The organism is Streptomyces sp. NBC_01255, from assembly GCF_036226445.1.
Taxonomy (GTDB): domain Bacteria; phylum Actinomycetota; class Actinomycetes; order Streptomycetales; family Streptomycetaceae; genus Streptomyces.
The window spans coordinates 3,440,892-3,457,766 of sequence record NZ_CP108474.1 but is presented as its reverse complement, the minus strand read 5'-3'; the positions used below and the strand labels follow the sequence as shown (position 1 = coordinate 3,457,766).

Here is a 16,875-nt window from a genome sequence, read left to right as displayed (position 1 = left end):
GGCTTCGTCGTGTTCACGTCCGGACTCTGGTGAGTTGCCCGGCCGGGCGTTACCTTCCGGCGCATGAGCGTGATACCCGACCCCGTCCCCGTCGACCGGCTCCACTTCGCCATGCCGCCCGTCCACGCGACGGCCGAGGAGGAACGCACCCACCGCAGACAGCGGCTCGCGGGCGCGCTCCGGCTCTTCGGGCGGCTCGGATACGAGGAGGGCGTCTCGGGCCACATCAGCGCCCGCGACCCGGAGCTCCCCGACTGCTACTGGGTGAACCCCTTCGGGGCGCCCTTCGAGGACCTCACCGCGAGCGACCTCGTCCTCGTCAACGGCGACGGGCAGGTCGTCCGGGGCGGCCAGCATGTCAACCAGGCGGCCTTCACCGTCCACGCCCAGGTCCACCGGGCCCGGCCCGACGTCGTCGCCGTCGCCCACACCCACTCGCTCCACGGACGGGCGCTCGCCGCGCTCGGCGAACTCCTCGACCCGCTTACCCAGGAGGCATGCGCCTTCTACCAGGACCACGCCCTCTACGACGCGTACACCGGCGTCACCGTCGACGCCGAGGAAGGCCGCCGGATCGCCCTCGCCCTCGGCTCGTTCAAGGCGATCGTGCTGCGCAACCACGGGCTGCTCACCGTCGGCTCCTCCGTCGACGCGGCGGCCTGGTGGTTCATCGCCATGGAACGCTGCGCCCAAGTCCAACTGGCCGCGCGGGCGGCCGGAAAGCCGGTGCCGATCGACCACCGGGACGCCGTCGCCACCCGCGAACAGCTCGGCAGCGACCTCGTCGGCTGGATCAACTACCAGCCACTCTGGCGCAGGATCAGCCGAGCGGAGCCCGAACTCCTGTCGTAACACCATCGCTTCACCCTTCTGTACGTCAATGAGATGGCGCGGCAATCACTCTCCGGCGGGGCGCACACGGCAGCTCCGGGAGCCGCCGGTACGACACAATTCCGTGGAATCAACGGCTGGTTGACCGTTCGGAACGCATCGGAGCGCACCGGAAAGCAACGGAACGGGTCGTGAAGTGAGCTCGGGAAGTGAGCACCGTGGCGGTTCAAGAGGCGAGACAGTACGGCGAACACGCGACGGCATGCGCCGGCTGCGCCCACTGCGGGAAGGCCGGCCACCGGCGCGCGGTCGCCGCCTTCCTCGCCCGGCGGGACGAGCTGGCCGCCGGGCACGGCGTCCCCGCGGCCGTCGCCCACTCGCCGGTCGCCGCCCGCCAGTGGGTCTCCGACGAGCTGGCCCAGTCCGCCCGCGCCGTGGCCGTCCGCGGCCGTGAGGCCGGGGCGGCCTGGCGCGACCGTGTACGCAGCGGGGGCATCGGCGCCGTCTGGGGCGCCGTCCTCGCCCTGCTGCTCGGCCAGGCCCTCACCGCGATCGGCGACGGCTGGACCGGTGCCCGCACGGCCGGCCTGTGCACCGCCCTCGTCTTCGCCGTCCTGCTCAGCGCCGCCGCCCACGCCCACCGGACACGCGGCGGTCTCCTCGCCCCCCTGATCGGCGAGGACAACCGGCTCTCCACCACCCGGGCCGTCGCTGCCGCCTGGCTCCTCCTCCTCGGCTTCACCCTCCTCTTCCTGGCCTTCCTCCGGCCGGGCCCGGCCGCCTTCGGCCTGTCCCGCGGTGCCGGCCTGCTCACCGTCTTCGCTCTCGTGTCGGCGGTCACCGTCACCGCCCGCCTCGTCGTCTCCGTCCGGATCGCGGCCGGCCGCCTCCAGAAGGTCCGCGCCGACCGTCCGCGCGCCGCCGACCTGCTCTGCGACGACAGCGGCCGGGCCGGCCTCGCCGACGTCCAGTACCTCCTCGTCTCCTGCGCCGTCCTGGCCCTGACGGCTGTCGGCCTCGCCCGCGACCCCGGCCGGCTCCCCGAGGTGCCCTGGTCGCTCGTGCTGCTCCTCGCCGTCTCCGCGGCCTGGCACCTCGCCACCAAGTGCACCGAGGGCGTCCGCCCCACGATCCACTCCGTCGTCCGCTCCCGGGAGGCGGGCGACCTCGACGCCCCGATCCGGACGGGCGACGACATCGAGATCCGCGGCTGCGGCTTCGTCCCGCCGGGCGCCGCCGCCCCCGACCCGCTGACCCGGCTGGTCGTGCGCATCGGCGCCGTCCACGCCCACGTCCCCCTGGTCCCCATCCCGGGTGGCTTCGCCAACCCGACGGACGGGGCCCTCACCGTCCCCCTCCCCGCGGACGTGGAGCCCGGCAGGGTGGAGGTCTCGGTCGTGACGGCGGCGGGCATCGAGACCAATCGGGTCACGATCGACGTCGTCGACTGAGCGTCCGGCCCTCTCCACGTGTCCCTCGGGCGCTGGTCCGAGGAGAATCGTTCCGCGAACAGTCGTACGGGGCATGGAGAGGTGACCGACGATGACGGGACGAGCGGACCGGACGAACGACACGCCAGGCGACCCGGGCGGGACCGGCGGTCCGGGCGCTTCCGGAGGCCCGGGAGACCAGGGCGGAACCGGCCGCCGCGCCCGGCGGAAGGCCACCTTCGCCCGGTGGCAGGTCAGCTTCGACCGATGGAAGGCCGTCGCCTCCCGCTACGCCCTCCTTCCGCTGCGGCTCTTCCTCGGGGTCACGTTCGTCTACGCCGCGCTCGACAAGCTCACCGACTCCGCCTTCTTCGCCGCCGAGGGCAGCGGCTCCATCGGCGAGACGATGCGCGCCGTGCGGGACAGCTCGGCGATCCCCGCCCTCGTCGACCTCGCCCTCAAGAACCCCGCCGGCTTCGGGTACGCCATCGCCTTCGGAGAGCTCGCCGTCGGGATCGGGACCCTGCTCGGTCTCTACGCCCGCGTGGCGGCGCTCGGCGGCGTGCTGATCTCCCTGAGCCTCTGGCTGACCGTGAGCTGGCAGGTGAGCCCGTACTACCTCGGCAACGACCTCGCCTATCTGATGGCCTGGCTTCCGCTGCTGCTGGCAGGGGCCTCCGAGCTGTCGGCGGACAGGTTCCTCGCGGATCGACGGCGCCGTATTCGATAGGCGACCCAGGTCACCAGGGCGGCCGTGCCCAGGCCGCCGCAGAGCACCGGGATCACCGCGTACCACGGGGTCGTCCAGGCACCGGTGAGGTCGCCCGCGTACAGGGCGGCCAGGGCGAGGGCGGTGAGGCCGACGAGCAGCCGGCCGGGGCGGAACTCATGAAGCAGCACGGGTGACCTCCACCTGTCCGATGCCGACCTCGAGCGAGAGGTCCAGCGTGCCTGCCGGGGCGATCCCGGCCGGCGGGGCGATCGTGCGGGTCTCGACCTGGTCCGGGGCGATGTCGATGTCGTCCGCGGGCTGTCCGGGAAGCTGGAGATCGCCGAGCCCCACCTCGGCGTGGAGCTTCACGACCACGTCCTTCGGGACGACCACCTTGAGCTGTCCGGCGCCCACCTCGGCCCGGGTGGCGACGGTCGTGCCCGCGGGGACCGGCAGCGCCGACAAGTCGAGCAGGCCCACGCCGGTCCCCAGCTCGTAGTGCGGCTGCACCGCGGCGACGGAGGCCGGCTTCCACGTCTCGCGGACCCAGTCCGTGGTGATCCGGTCGGGCAGGGCCACCGCCCCGGCGAGCAGGCAGGCCGTGAGGATGGTGAGGAAGACCGTCCCGAACCCGGTGCGGCCGAGGAAGCTGCTGACGACGAGGCCCAGGCCGAACACCGCGAGGGCGGCCACCAGCCCTGTCGCCAGGCTCCTGCCCAGCGGCTCGGACTCCCAGGTGAGGGCGGTGCCGAGGCCGGCCGCGAGCAGGGCGAGCAGCTGGACGAGACCGGCGATGGAGAGCGGGCTCCGCCGGATGGACGGAGCCGGCCGGTCGGCGCGGGAGGGATCCGGTCCCCACTGGCTTCCGGGCCTCGGCACCTCGCCGTCGACCTTGCCGTCCTCGTCGGGGATGCCGTGCGGTCCCCAGAGATAGCCGAGCGCCACCCTGCCCGTCGATCCGTCCTTGACGATCGGGCCCTTCCACCAGGACTGGTACTCGACGCGGGGCGGGGCCTTGGTCTCGGGAGGCGCCTCGGCGACCATCTGGGCGGCCGCCGTCTCGATCCGGCTCTCCGCCTCGCTGCCGGCCGCCCGGCGCCGCGACCAGACCGCCGCGCCGCACACCGCGAGCGACAGCAGCATCGTGAAGCCCAGCATCGACCCGCTGCGCAGCATCGACAGGAAGATCCCGCAGCCGATCAGCGCCATGAACACGGCAGACAGGGAGGCGCCGGTGACCCGGCCCGTCAGCAGTCTGCGTGCCTCGTTCTCCTCCTCGCCCGCGAGCGGAACGAGCAGCCACGCGAAGCCGTAGAAGATCAGGCCGACGCCGCCTGTCACGGACAGCACGCCGACCGTGATCCGGAAGATCACCGGGTCGAGGTCGAAGTGCCGGCCGAGGCCGGCGCAGACTCCGCCGACGAGCTTGCCGCTCCGCGAACGCTGCAGAGGCAGAGAGGCATCGGCCTCCGCCGGCGGCGGGGCCTCGTGGGTCGAAGGCTTCGAACTCGTCATGCGTCCATGGTGACGGCCCGTGACCCGGAGCGGCACCGGGACCGACCCTGGCCCGACCCTGATATTCGAAGGGGTGTCGCCCCTGAGGCGTTACCAGGGGCGATCTCAGGGCCGACCCTGATGTCCGGGGCAGGCCGAACGTGTGACGATCGGTGCATGTCCGCAGCCGCTCGTGTCACCGAGACCGACGAACCACCCGTGCGCAGGCTCTACCGGAGCGCCGACGGGCGGTGGCTCGGTGGTGTCGCAAGCGGCCTCGCGGGCCACCTCGGACTCCCGGTCGTCTGGGTGCGCGCGCTGTTCGCGGTGCTCTTCTTCACCGACGGGCTCGGAGGCCTGCTCTACGCGGTCTTCTGGATCGTCGTCCCGCTCGGTGTCGGAGGCCGGGCCGCTCCCCGCCCCGTCTTCGAGATCACTCCGGACGGCCGCCGCCGGCTGCGCAAGCCCGACCGCGGACAGGTCTTCGCCCTGATCGCGCTCGCGATCGGCGGCGCGATCCTCGTCGGGAACATCAGCATCGACAACGAGTACGGGCGGTACGTCTGGCCCGTCCTCCTCATCTGCGTCGGTGTCGTCCTCGTCTGGCGCCAGGCGGACAACGCCCGCCGGGCCAGCTGGACCGATGCCGGCCGGCACAGACGGACCCTCCAGGTCGCCCGCGGACTCGTCGGCGTCGCCCTCGTCGGCACCGGCCTCGCGGTCTTCGTGGTGGTCCGCGGCTCCGTCGCCCAGCTCGGGACGGCCTTCACCGCCGCCGTCGCGGTGCTCACCGGGATAGCCCTGCTCGCGGGGCCCTGGCTGGTCCGGATGTCGCAGGACCTCACGGAGGAGCGGACCATGCGCATTCGCGCGCAGGAGCGCGCCGAGGTCGCGGCGCACGTCCACGACTCGGTGCTGCACACCCTCACGCTGATCCAGCGCAACGCCGACGAAGCGGGGGAGGTGCGCCGGCTCGCCCGCGCACAGGAGCGGGAGCTGCGGAACTGGCTCTACAAGCCCGAGGGCACCGGCCGGGACGAGGAGGAGCCCGCGACCCTCGCGGAAGCGGTGAAGAAGGCCGCGGCGGAGGTCGAGGACAAGCACGGAGTCCCGTTGGAGGTGGTCGTCGTCGGCGACTGCCCGCTCGACGAGAAACTGACCGCACAGATGCAGTCCGCGCGCGAGGCGATGGTGAACGCCGCCAAGTACGGTGGCGAGGGCGGGGCGGTGCAGGTTTTCGCCGAGGTGGAGGGCCGCATGGTCTTCGTCTCGGTGCGGGACCGCGGTCCGGGCTTCGACCTGGACGCGGTACCCGAGGATCGGATGGGCGTACGAGAATCGATCATCGGCCGTATGCAGCGCAACGGCGGTTCGGCCCGGTTGCGGTCCGTGCCGGGCGGGGGCACCGAAGTGGAGCTTGAGATGGAGAGGGCGGACGGATGAGCGACGAGACCGGGGCAGCGACCGGGGCCGAGGCGGGGGCGACGGCGCCGGGTACGGAACGCCGGGTGCGGGTCGTGCTCGTCGACGACCACCGCATGTTCCGTACGGGCGTGCAGGCGGAGATCGGCCGGACCGAGGTCACCGGGGTCGAGGTGGTGGGCGAGGCCGCCGACGTCGACCAGGCGGTCACGGTCATCACCGCGACCCGGCCCGAGGTCGTCCTCCTCGACGTGCACCTGCCGGGCGGTGGCGGCGTCGAGGTGTTGCGCCGCTGCGCGAGCCTGATGGTGGCCTCCGAGGACCCGGTCCGTTTCCTGGCGCTGTCCGTCTCGGACGCGGCCGAGGACGTGATCGGGGTGATCCGGGGCGGTGCCCGCGGCTACGTCACGAAGACGATCACCGGTACCGACCTGGTCGACTCGATCTTCCGTGTCCAGGAGGGCGACGCCGTCTTCTCGCCCCGCCTGGCCGGGTTCGTCCTCGACGCCTTCGCCTCGACGGACGCGCCGCCCGTGGACGAGGACCTGGACCGGCTCACGCAGCGGGAGCGCGAGGTGCTGCGGCTGATCGCCCGCGGCTACGCGTACAAGGAGATCGCCAAGCAGCTCTACATCTCGGTGAAGACGGTCGAGTCGCACGTCTCGGCGGTGCTGCGGAAGCTCCAGCTCTCCAACCGCCATGAGCTGACCCGCTGGGCCACCGCCCGCCGCCTGGTCTGAACGACCCCACCCGGGCCGCGACAGCCGGTCACCCCACGCCGGTCACCCCACGCGGGTCGCTCCGGCGAAGGGCATCTCGTCGATCGGGGCTACCCGCACCGGGGCGCCGGGGCGGGGGGCGTGGATCATCTGGCCGCCGCCGATGTAGAGCCCGACATGGCTGATCCCCGAGTAGAAGAACACCAGGTCACCGGGGGCGAGCTGGGAGCGGGAGACGCGCTGGCCGGCGTTGATCTGGGTGTACGTGGTGCGCGGCAGGGAGACGCCGGCCGCGCGCCAGGCGGCCTGGGTGAGCCCGGAGCAGTCGTACGCGGACGGACCCGTCGCTCCCCACACGTACGGCTTGCCGAGCTGTGCGCGGGCGAAGGAGACGGCCTCGGCGGCCCGGGTGTTCGGGGCGGTCACGGGGCCGCGCTCGTCGCCTGAGGATCGATCGGCGCGCGCCGCCGTCGAGCCGCCGGTTCCGGCGCCCGTGGCCGTACCGCCGTCCGTACGCGTACCGATGCTCGTGCCGTTGCCTTCCGGGGCGCGGGCGCTGTCCCGGGCCGCGACGGCGGCGTCGTACCGGGCGCGCTCCTCCGCCGTCAGCCGGGCGAGCAGGGTCCTGGCCGCCTCCAGCTTGCCGAGGACGACGGCCTTCTGCCGCCGCAGCTCCTCCTCGTGCCCGCGCAGTGCGGTCAGCCGTCCCGCGGACTCGTCGCGCAGCTGCCGGAGCGCGCCGAGTTCGCGCCGCACGGCGGTGACGGCCTTCGCCTGCCGGTCCGCGGCCTTCTCCGCGAGCGCGGCCCGCTCCAGGTACTCGTCGGGGTCGGACGTGAGGGCGAGCTGCACGGCGGGGTCGAGGCCGCCGGAGCGGTACTGCGCGGTGGCCATGGCCCCGAGCCCGTCCCGGGCGGTGTTGAGGCGCTCGGCCCTGCGGGCGGCCTCGTCGCGCAGCCGGTCGAACGCCGCGCGGGAGGCGTCGGCCCGCTCCTTCGCCCCGTTGTACTTCTCCGTCGCGACCTCGGCCTCGTGGTAGAGCCGGTCGACCTTCGCCTTGACCTGGGCGGTGGTGAGTCGGGGGTCCGCGTGCCCGGACCCCTCGAAGAGCGTCGCGGTCGCCGCGGAGGCGAGGGCGAGGGTGGCGGCGGTGCGGACCGCCGGACCACCGAGCGGGGACGGCCTGGGTTTTCGGTGCGCTGCCACGAGGGCGGGTCACATCCTCTTCCCTGCGGGGGAACGGTGCCCGCCGGGCCGACGGCGGGCCGCACAGGGGAGACGGACCGCCGCCGGGTTTTCCTGGCGGGGATGACCGGCAGCCGCCGGGTGACCGGCGGTGGTGGGAGCCGGCCACCTGCTGGAGGACGCTAAACCTCGGGGTCACGCCCCGGCAGTGACTTGACCGCTATTGGCGGCAGGTGATGGACATGGACCGATCTCGTTCGTCCGGGGTGACGGCCCGGGAGACATTGCGGCAGACGACCGACCGAAGCACCGGAGGCAGTGGACCCGGCCGGAGAGTGGTGCTAAGGCCCCGGTTAGGCTCCGCCCATGGACGTACTCATCAATGTCTTCGTCGCCCTGCACATCATCGGTATCGCCTCCCTCCTGGGCGGATTCCTCACCCAGATGAAGGCGATGGGCGCCGGTACGGCCCGTTTCACCCCGGCGATGCTGCACGGTGCGCTGGTCATGCTGATCACGGGCGTCGCGCTCGTCGGCCTCAACCAGGCCGACGACCAGACCGTGAACAACATCAAGATCGGCATCAAGCTGGCCGTGCTCGTCGTGATCCTCGGACTGGTCTACGTCAAGCGCGACGAGGAGAAGGTCGACAAGGGCCTTTTCGCCGCGGTCGGCGCCCTCACCACGGCGAACATCTTCATCGCCACCCTCTGGGTGTGACCCGTTTCCCGGGAGCGTGACGAAGGCCGTCCCGAAGGCGGACCCGGATGTCGGTGGGGCGTCCTAGACTCGTGAGGCGATGAGCAGCCTCTTTGACGACAGCTTCCTGGCCGGCCTCCAGAACTCCTCGGGGGAGGCCCCGCCCCCGCCCGAGGACGACGAGCACGGTGCCCCGGTCCCCGAGCAGGTCCCGCACGACCTCTTCGGGGAGCACTTCGACGCGCCCCCGCCCCGGGACGCTTACTACCGCGACGGCGCGGCGCGCCCCGTCGTGGACCCGGCCGCGCTCCTGGACGGGCTGAACGACGAGCAGCGCGCCGCCGTCGTCCACACCGACACCCCGCTGCTCATCGTCGCCGGAGCCGGCTCCGGCAAGACCCGGGTGCTGACCCACCGCATCGCCCACCTCCTGGGCACGCGGCACGTCCATCCCGGCCAGATACTGGCGATCACCTTCACCAACAAGGCCGCCGGCGAGATGAAGGAGCGCGTCGAGCAGCTCGTCGGCCCGCGGGCCAACGCCATGTGGGTCATGACCTTCCACAGCGCGTGCGTGCGCATCCTGCGCCGCGAGTCGAAGCGGCTCGGCTTCACGTCCTCCTTCTCGATCTACGACGCCGCCGACTCCAAGCGGCTGATGTCGCTGGTCTGCCGCGACCTGGACCTCGACCCGAAGAAGTTCCCGCCGAAGTCCTTCAGCGCCAAGATCTCGAACCTCAAGAACGAGCTGATCGACGAGGAGTCCTTCGCCGACCAGGCCGTCGACGGCTTCGAGAAGACGCTCGCCGAGGCGTACCGGATGTACCAGGCACGGCTGCGCGAGGCCAACGCCCTGGACTTCGACGACATCATCATGACGACGGTCCATCTGCTCCAGGCGTTCCCCGACGTCGCCGAGCACTACCGCCGCCGCTTCCGCCACGTCCTCGTCGACGAGTACCAGGACACCAACCACGCCCAGTACACCCTCGTACGGGAGCTCGTCGGCACGGGCTACGAGGACCTCGGCCCGGCCGAGCTGTGCGTCGTCGGCGACGCCGACCAGTCGATCTACGCCTTCCGCGGCGCGACCATCCGCAACATCCTCCAGTTCGAGGAGGACTACCCGGACGCGACGACGATCCTCCTGGAGCAGAACTACCGCTCCACGCAGACGATCCTCTCCGCGGCGAACGCGGTCATCGAGCGCAACGAGTCCCGCCGCCCCAAGAACCTGTGGACGAACGCGGGCGCGGGCGCGCAGATCACCGGCTACGTCGCCGACACCGAGCACGACGAGGCACAGTTCGTCGCCGACGAGATCGACCGGCTCACGGACACCGGCGAGGCCAAGGCAGGCGACGTCGCCGTCTTCTACCGGACCAACGCCCAGTCCCGTGTCTTCGAAGAGATCTTCATCCGCGTCGGACTGCCCTACAAGGTCGTCGGCGGCGTGCGCTTCTACGAGCGCAAGGAGGTCCGGGACGTCCTCGCGTACCTCCGGGTCCTCGCCAACCCCGAGGACAACGTCCCGATGCGCCGCATCCTCAACGTGCCGAAGCGGGGCATCGGCGAGCGCGCCGAGGCGATGATCGACGCCCTCTCCCTGCGGGAGAAGATCACCTTCCCGCAGGCCCTCAAGCGGGTCGACGAGGCGTACGGCATGGCCGCCCGCTCGGCGAACGCCGTGAAGCGCTTCAACGCGCTGATGGACGAGCTGCGCACCGTCGTCGAGTCCGGCGCCGGCCCCGCCGTCGTCCTGGAGGCCGTCCTGGAGCGCACGGGCTACCTGGCCGAGCTCCAGGCCTCGACCGACCCGCAGGACGAGACCCGTATCGAGAACCTCCAGGAACTCGCCGCCGTCGCCCTCGAGTTCGAGCAGGAGCGCGGCGAGGAGCCCGCGACCCTCGCCGAGTTCCTGGAGAAGGTCGCCCTCGTCGCCGACTCCGACCAGATCCCGGACGAGGACGAGGAGGGCCGGGGCGTCATCACGCTGATGACGCTGCACACCGCCAAGGGCCTCGAGTTCCCGGTGGTGTTCCTCACCGGCATGGAGGACGGCGTCTTCCCGCACATGCGCGCCCTCGGGCAGGCGAAGGAGCTGGAGGAGGAGCGGCGCCTCGCGTACGTCGGCATCACGCGCGCCCGCGAGCGGCTCTACCTCACCCGTTCGTCGATGCGCAGTGCCTGGGGCCAGCCCTCGTACAACCCGGCCTCGCGCTTCCTGGAGGAGATCCCGCCCGCGTACCTGGAGTGGAAGCGGACCGGTCCGATGGCGAAGCCCGCCGGGCCGACCTCGGGCATCACCTCCTCGCTCTCCGCGTCCCGCGCGCGCTCCGGCCCCTCGGGCTTCGCCACCCGGCGTGCCGGTGAGAAGCCGGTGATCTCCCTCCAGATCGGCGATCGCGTCACGCACGACCAGTTCGGTCTGGGCACGGTGACGGCGGTGACGGGGGTCGGCGCGGACGCCCAGGCGACGATCGACTTCGGCGACGAGAAGCCGAAGCGGCTGCTCCTGCGGTACGCGCCGGTCGAGAAGTTGTAGCGCGTGCGCATGCGAGAGGGCCCCGGCTTCGGCCGGGGCCCTCTCGCATACGCGGGTGAAGATCAGCTGGTCGGGTCGAGCCCGTGGCTGCGCAGCCAGGCCAGCGGGTCGATGGCGTAACCGCCGCCCGGCCGGACCTCGAAGTGGAGGTGCGGGCCGGTGGAGTTGCCGGTGTCGCCCGAGTACGCGATGACGTCGCCGGCCTTGACCTGGCCGTAGCGGATCTTGGCGCTGCTGAGGTGGCAGTACCAGGTCTCCGTGCCGTCGGGGGCGGTCACGATCACCATGTTGCCGTAGGCGCTGTTCAGCTGGGTGCGGACGGTGCCGTCCGTGGCGGCCATCACGGGCGTGCCGGTCTGCACGGGGAAGTCGATGCCGGTGTGCACGGACATCCAGTTGACGCCGGACTGGCCGAAGCGCGCGCTGAGCCGGTGGAGCTCCACCGGCAGCATGTACTTGGGGCGGAGCGCCTCCTTGCGGGCCGCTTCCTCCTCGCGCTTCTTCTTGTCGGCCGCCTGGCGGGCCTTGAGGTCGATGCGCTCCTGGGTGCGGCTCGCGCGGTCGCCGAAGTCGCGGGCGTCCTCGCTGAGCGCGGCCAGCTGCGTGTCGAGGGCGCTGTTGGCGGCGACCTGCTTGACGGAGCCGGGGTCGGCCGCGGCGAGGGCGGTGGTGTCCTTCTTGCCGCCGTCGGTGGTGGGGTTGGTGAGCCCGCTGACGGAGGCGGCGGCGATGCCGGCGACGCCCATGACACAGGCGGAGGGGACGGCGACGGTCAGCAGGGCGGACCGTTTGGCGGGCGTACGGCGGCGGCCGCGGCTGCTGCCCGAGCCGCGGCGCACGGGGCGGCCCGCGAGCGGGGACTCCGTACGGAGCTCGGCGGCCGGTTCGGCGGCGGGTTCGACGATGGATTCGGCGCTGGTTTCGGCGACGGGCTCGGCGTAGGCGAAGTTCTCGGCGTCGTCGTGGAGGGCGTCGTCGTGGACGGTGTCCTCGGCGGCGTCCACGAGGTCGTCGGCGTAGGCGTACTCGGCCTGCGCTTCCTGCTGCTCATGGGCGAGGTCGAACGCGAACTCGGCGGTGTGTTCCGCCTGCGGGGTGTACTGCTGGGGGACGAGCGGCTCGGCCTCGGAGGCCGCCTGGTTCCAGGCGGTGGCGTCGTAGGCGCCGGTCTCGGTCGCGAAGGCGGGGGCCGCCCACTGGCCGGTGGCGTCGTAGGCCTCGTAGCCGTACGCGCCCTGGGCGGCGTACGCGCCGGCGTGGACGGTCTCGTACTGGCCGGTCTGCTGGGCGTCGGTCCAGGCGGAGGCGTCCCACTGCCCGGTGGTGTCGTAGTGCCCGGTGGTGTCGTACTGGCCGGCCGTGTCGTACTGCTGCCCGCCGGTTTCGTACTGCGTGTGCGTGGCGGCGCTTCCGTATCCGTACTGGTCGGTGGCCTGCCACTGGCCCGTGGTGTCCCACTGGCCCGTCGTGTCGTACTGCTGCTGACCTGTGGTGTCGTACTGACCGGTCATCCCGTACTGGCCGAAGTCCCACTGGCCGCTGTGGTCGGCCTGACCCGCGGGGTAGGCGCCGAACAGCGGGTCGACGGCGAAGCTGCCTGTGGTGTGGGCGTCGTTTCCGACGTACCCGGCGTGGGGGTGCTGGTCGTTCACCAACGTCTCTCTCGCCTCGGCAGCAGGACCAGTCCGGGGCGGGCCCGATGAGGGGTGTCCCGGGGGAAGCAGTGGCGCGACTGTACCCGGCGGTATGCGCAACCGACAATCTTCGGAGGCGTTTGAGCCCGCAGGAAACGGGCAATCGGCCGTGTTTCGCCAGCTCGGGGAGAGAGCTTTGGCCTTGTGTTCGAGGAACGTTCGAAGAACAAGGTGTGAGTCGGCCGGATCCAGGGGCTGGCCGGGGGCGCGCCTGAGTGCTCAGGATGGCCCGATGAACTCGATCCGGCTCGGGGCCTCGCTGGCGCTGCGGCGCATCGGGCGGTACGGACTGGCCGCCGTGGACGCCTCGGCGGACTTCCGGCACCTGGGGAACAGCGCGTACGTCGGCGCCGCTGCCGGCGAGGAGCTGGCGCTCGCCACCGGCCGGGGGCAGCGGGACCTCACCGACCTGGACGGACTGCGGCCATACCTGCGGCGGCGGGCTCGACGGCTTCTGGGTGCACCTGGACGCCGACGTGCTGGACCCCGCCGTCATGCCGGCGGTCGACAGTCCCGACCCGGACGGGCTCCTGCCGCACGAGCTGCGCCCACTCCTTGCCGGCCTGCTCGCCTCGGATCACTGCGTGGGCCTCAACGTCACGATCTACGACCCCGACCTGGACCCGGAGGGCACGGCCGGCGCGCTCCTCGCCGACCTCCTGGTCGCGGCCCTCGGCGCCCGCTGACGTGGGTGGGCAGGAGGCCGCGATCACACGTCGACGGCACAGCGGGAATCAGGCGACGGAGGCGGCGCCCGGCTCCCCTTCGTGAGCGCCGCCCGGAGCCACCGGGCCACCGGCGTCCAGGGCGCCGAGCACCCCGGTGGCCACCGTCGGATGGACGGGCAGCGCGAGATGGCCGATGCCGCTGACGCGGACGTTGTGCACGAGGAGATCGGGATGGTCGAGGCGCGCGGTCTCGACCGGCACCATCACCTGGTCGAGATCGCTCCAGAAACTGACGAACCGCGTACGGCAACCGGGCGCCGGGCCGGCCAGCTCCCGCAGGACCGCCGAACCGGGGCGCATCTGCCGCACCAGGGGATGCGCGTCGGCGAGCGGGGCCACGGTGGTGCCGGAGTGCGGGGTGCCGAGCATGACCAGGGTGCGTACCTGGGTGTCACCGCCCAGCCGCTGGACGTAGTAGCGGGCGATGAGCCCGCCCAGGCTGTGTCCGACGATGTCGACCTCGGTGTGTCCCGTGCGGGCGCGGATCTCCTCCACCCGCCGCCCGAGCAGCTCGGCGGCGCTCCGCAGGTCGCAGGTGAGCGGTGAGTAGTTGAGCGACTCGACGCAGTCACGGCCGTGCCGGGTGAGGGTGCGACGCAGCAGGACGAAGACGGAGCGGTTGTCGACGAAGCCGTGCAGCAGGACGACCGGGCGCAGGCCCGGGGTGATCGTCGCGTGCGGATCGGCGTCGGGACCGGCGTTGGAACCGGCGGCTGGATCGCTCGTGCGAGTGGCGGGGGAGAGGCGCTCGGCCACGATCCCGGAGGGGTAGAGGACGAGATGCCCGGTGAGGATCGCGAGCTCCAAGGCGGTGGCCTTCATCAGGGCGGTGACCTTGGAGAGCTTCATCGCCGACCTCCCGAGCGGCACGCGGGGCCGGACGATACGGAGGTACGCCGCACCCCGCGCCGCACGGACGGCGGCACGGAGGTACGGCGACCTCGTCGCGGCTCCCTTGCGACCGGGCCCCGCTTGCGGCTGGTGGGCCCAGGAGGAGGGCCCGAAGCGGGGAACGGCGCATGGCGAACATGTCCCACGTGTGATTTCCCCCTCGCTCGCCACCGCGAAACGGCCGCTTGCGGGATGCTGGCGATAACGTTCGTTCACCTCCCCGGCAATCAAGCGCGGGGGTCGCATGTGGAGGCAGTGATGGGTGTGACCGGTCCGATCCGCGTGGTGGTCGCCAAGCCGGGTCTCGACGGCCACGATCGCGGGGCCAAGGTGATCGCGCGGGCGCTGCGCGATGCCGGTATGGAGGTCATCTACACCGGTCTCCACCAGACGCCCGAGCAGATCGTCGACACCGCGATCCAGGAGGACGCCGACGCGATCGGTCTCTCCATCCTCTCGGGCGCGCACAACACGCTCTTCGTGAAGGTCCTGGAGCTGTTGAAGGACCGTGACGCGGAGGACATCAAGGTCTTCGGCGGCGGCATCATCCCGGACGCGGACATCGCACCGCTGAAGGAGAAGGGCGTGGCGGAGATCTTCACGCCGGGCGCGACGACCGCGTCCATCGTCGACTGGGTGAACGCGAACGTCCGCGTGGCGGCCTGACCGGCCTGACCGGTCCGACGTCCTCGCGTGCCTCGCTTGTCAGGGCCCTCCCTTCGGGGAGGGCCCTTCGCCGTGGTGCCGCCCCTTCAGACGGGGACCTGGGTGAGCTCGGCGCGCATCGCCGCGCGGAGCCGGAGCGTGGAGACCAGCCGCTGGAACGCCTCGGACCAGTAGCCGCCCGCGCCGGGCGCGGTGTCCTCCTCCTCTTCGTCGGGCAGGGCCGTCAGGGAGTCCAGATGCCGCGCCGCCTCCGGTGCGAGACAGCGCTCCGCGAGGCCCATCACCCCGCTGAAGCTCCATGGGTAACTGCCCGCGTCCCGGGCGATGTCGAGGGCGTCGATCACGGCGGCGCCCAGCGGCTCGGCCCAGGGCACGGCGCACACGCCGAGCAGCTGGAACGCCTCCGACAGGCCGTGGGCGGCGACGAAGGAGGCGACCCAGCGCGCCCGTTCGTCCGCCGGGAGCGTCGCCAGGAGCTGCGCCCGCTCGGCCAGGGACGAGGTTCCGGGGCCTGTCGCGGGCGGGATCGCGGGGGAGCCGAGCAGCGCGCGCGACCAGGACGCGTCCCGCTGCCGCACGGCCGCCCGACACCAGGCGGCGTGCAGCTCGCCCTGCCAGTCGTCGGCGACCGGCAGCGCCACGATCTCCTCCGGAGTCCGTCCGCCGAAGCGGACGGGCCAGCAGGCGAGCGGGGCGGCCTCGACGAGCTGGCCCAGCCACCAGGAACGCTCGCCCCGTCCGGCCGGCGGGTTCGGCACGACCCCGTCGCGCTGCATCGCCGCGTCGCACTCGTGCGGGGCCTCGACGGAGATCGTGGGCGATTCCGCCGTCCGGTCGAGGCCGACGCAGGTGGCGGCCCGGCCGGCCATCCGGCCCGCGAACGCCGAGGCGGGCAGGGCGGAGAGCAGCTCGGCGGCGGTTGCGCGGACGTTGCGGCTGCGGTCGGCGAGGGCCGCCTCCAGGAACTCCTCGTCCGCGTCGGAGAGTCCGGTCCGCAGCGAGTCCAGGAACATCAGCCGGTCCTCCGCCCGCTCGGCGGTCCAGGTGGACACCAGGAGGGCGAGGCCGGCCGCCGGGTCCCCGGTCCGTACGGCGGCGAGCAGCGTGACCCGCTCGGCGAACAGGCCCTCGTCCCACAGGACCCTGACGCCCTCGGTGTCCCCGGGTGACGGGAGCCGGCCGGCCGCGCCCGTACCCCGCAGCGCGAACCGCCACTCGGGGTTCAGGCCGGCCAGCCACAGGCCGCGCGGTCCGGCGAGCCTGAGGGCCTGGGGCCGCAGGTCGGTGCGGGCCCTGGCCGCGTCGAGCAGGGCGGGCAGAGTGGCGGGCGGTGCCTTGTACCCGCGCTCGTTGGCGAGGGCCAGCCACTGGGGCAGCAGTTCGGCGAGGTCGGGCGCGGCCCCGCGGCGCCCGGCGGCGGGCGACGGCGCGGCCCGCCCGGCGAGGAGCTGGTCGAGCCGTCGCCGGGCCGCCTCGGGCAGCGGCCGGCGCGGGTCCTCCGGCGCGGGTTCGGGCGGTGGCGCGGCGGGTCCGGGGCGCAGCCCCGCCCTGCGCCGTACGGTGTGCAGCGCGGCGGCGTCGAGCAGCGCACCCGGCAGGTCCGCGCCGGCCGGACGGGAGCCCGCCGTGCCCGGTCCCGTCCCGTCAGGTCCCGTCCCGTCAGGGTCCGTCACACCCGGGCCCGTCCCGCCCGGGCCCGTCGCCCCCGCGAGGACCGAGGGCGGCCGTCGGTCCGTGCCGAGGAGCGCGGAGGTGACGAGTTCCTCCCAGACGCGGGCGCTGTCGTCGCCGTCGCCGCCACCGTCGGAGCCTGCGGCGTACGGGGCGGGCGTGGTCGCGCGCGTGTTCATCGGGGTCCT

Annotated in this window: 13 protein-coding genes and 1 pseudogene; 9 read left to right on the top strand and 5 right to left on the bottom strand. The window is 72.7% G+C overall.

What is annotated here, in order from left to right:
* Positions 1 to 63: 63 nt before the first annotated feature.
* The 3 genes from OG357_RS15055 to OG357_RS15045 all read left to right on the top strand — a co-directional run bounded on the left by OG357_RS15055 (position 64) and on the right by OG357_RS15045 (position 2,991).
* The gene (locus OG357_RS15055; RefSeq protein ID WP_329621650.1) at positions 64 to 852 is read left to right on the top strand and encodes a class II aldolase/adducin family protein; all 789 of its coding nucleotides are present in this window, start codon (positions 64 to 66) and stop codon (positions 850 to 852) included.
* Between the two features lie 197 nt (positions 853 to 1,049).
* On the top strand, positions 1,050 to 2,282 hold the full coding sequence (locus OG357_RS15050) for a hypothetical protein (protein WP_443066685.1): 1,233 nt from the start codon (positions 1,050 to 1,052) through the stop codon (positions 2,280 to 2,282).
* 91 nt (positions 2,283 to 2,373) lie between these two features.
* Positions 2,374 to 2,991: a DoxX family protein gene (locus OG357_RS15045; RefSeq protein ID WP_329621648.1), complete on the top strand. Its 618-nt coding sequence runs from the start codon at positions 2,374 to 2,376 to the stop codon at positions 2,989 to 2,991.
* Between the two features lie 156 nt (positions 2,992 to 3,147).
* Here the strand turns inward: OG357_RS15045 and OG357_RS15040 are convergent, their stop codons facing one another.
* On the bottom strand, positions 3,148 to 4,488 hold the full coding sequence (locus tag OG357_RS15040; RefSeq protein WP_329621647.1) for a PspC domain-containing protein: 1,341 nt from the start codon (positions 4,486 to 4,488) through the stop codon (positions 3,148 to 3,150).
* Between the two features lie 156 nt (positions 4,489 to 4,644).
* Between OG357_RS15040 and OG357_RS15035 the strand changes: the two genes are divergently transcribed.
* Both OG357_RS15035 and OG357_RS15030 read left to right on the top strand, forming a co-directional pair.
* On the top strand, positions 4,645 to 5,910 hold the full coding sequence (locus tag OG357_RS15035; protein ID WP_329621646.1) for a PspC domain-containing protein: 1,266 nt from the start codon (positions 4,645 to 4,647) through the stop codon (positions 5,908 to 5,910).
* A complete protein-coding gene (locus tag OG357_RS15030) occupies positions 5,907 to 6,629 on the top strand; it encodes a response regulator transcription factor (protein ID WP_329621645.1) in 723 nt (240 codons plus the stop codon). Before OG357_RS15035 ends, OG357_RS15030 begins: the two co-directional genes overlap by 4 nt.
* A gap of 42 nt (positions 6,630 to 6,671) precedes the next feature.
* On the opposite strand, the gene OG357_RS15025 is transcribed toward OG357_RS15030, so the two are convergent.
* Complete coding sequence (locus OG357_RS15025) at positions 6,672 to 7,814, bottom strand: C40 family peptidase (protein ID WP_329621644.1); 1,143 nt, start codon at positions 7,812 to 7,814, stop codon at positions 6,672 to 6,674.
* A 345-nt stretch (positions 7,815 to 8,159) separates the two neighbouring features.
* Between OG357_RS15025 and OG357_RS15020 the strand changes: the two genes are divergently transcribed.
* Both OG357_RS15020 and pcrA read left to right on the top strand, forming a co-directional pair.
* On the top strand, positions 8,160 to 8,513 hold the full coding sequence (locus OG357_RS15020) for a hypothetical protein (RefSeq protein WP_329621643.1): 354 nt from the start codon (positions 8,160 to 8,162) through the stop codon (positions 8,511 to 8,513).
* Between the two features lie 79 nt (positions 8,514 to 8,592).
* Positions 8,593 to 11,037: a DNA helicase PcrA gene (pcrA, locus tag OG357_RS15015; RefSeq protein WP_329621642.1), complete on the top strand. Its 2,445-nt coding sequence runs from the start codon at positions 8,593 to 8,595 to the stop codon at positions 11,035 to 11,037.
* Between the two features lie 62 nt (positions 11,038 to 11,099).
* On the opposite strand, the gene OG357_RS15010 is transcribed toward pcrA, so the two are convergent.
* Positions 11,100 to 12,689, bottom strand: coding sequence for a M23 family metallopeptidase (locus OG357_RS15010; RefSeq protein WP_329621641.1), 1,590 nt, complete (start codon positions 12,687 to 12,689; stop codon positions 11,100 to 11,102).
* Positions 12,690 to 12,969: 280 nt separating this feature from the next.
* On the opposite strand from OG357_RS15010, the pseudogene OG357_RS15005 reads away from it, so the two are divergent.
* A pseudogene (locus OG357_RS15005) lies at positions 12,970 to 13,417 on the top strand (arginase family protein); the annotation flags it as partial.
* A gap of 48 nt (positions 13,418 to 13,465) precedes the next feature.
* Here OG357_RS15005 and OG357_RS15000 read toward each other — a convergent pair.
* Positions 13,466 to 14,308 carry an esterase/lipase family protein gene (locus tag OG357_RS15000; RefSeq protein WP_329621640.1) on the bottom strand — a complete coding sequence of 281 codons (843 nt, stop codon included), beginning with the start codon at positions 14,306 to 14,308 and terminating at the stop codon, positions 13,466 to 13,468.
* 300 nt (positions 14,309 to 14,608) lie between these two features.
* Here OG357_RS15000 and OG357_RS14995 point away from each other — a divergent pair, with 300 nt between their 5' ends.
* Positions 14,609 to 15,016: a cobalamin B12-binding domain-containing protein gene (locus tag OG357_RS14995; protein WP_024758053.1), complete on the top strand. Its 408-nt coding sequence runs from the start codon at positions 14,609 to 14,611 to the stop codon at positions 15,014 to 15,016.
* Between the two features lie 86 nt (positions 15,017 to 15,102).
* Here OG357_RS14995 and OG357_RS14990 read toward each other — a convergent pair whose 3' ends face one another.
* Positions 15,103 to 16,866: a DUF5691 domain-containing protein gene (locus OG357_RS14990; protein ID WP_329621639.1), complete on the bottom strand. Its 1,764-nt coding sequence runs from the start codon at positions 16,864 to 16,866 to the stop codon at positions 15,103 to 15,105.
* Positions 16,867 to 16,875: the final 9 nt, after the last annotated feature.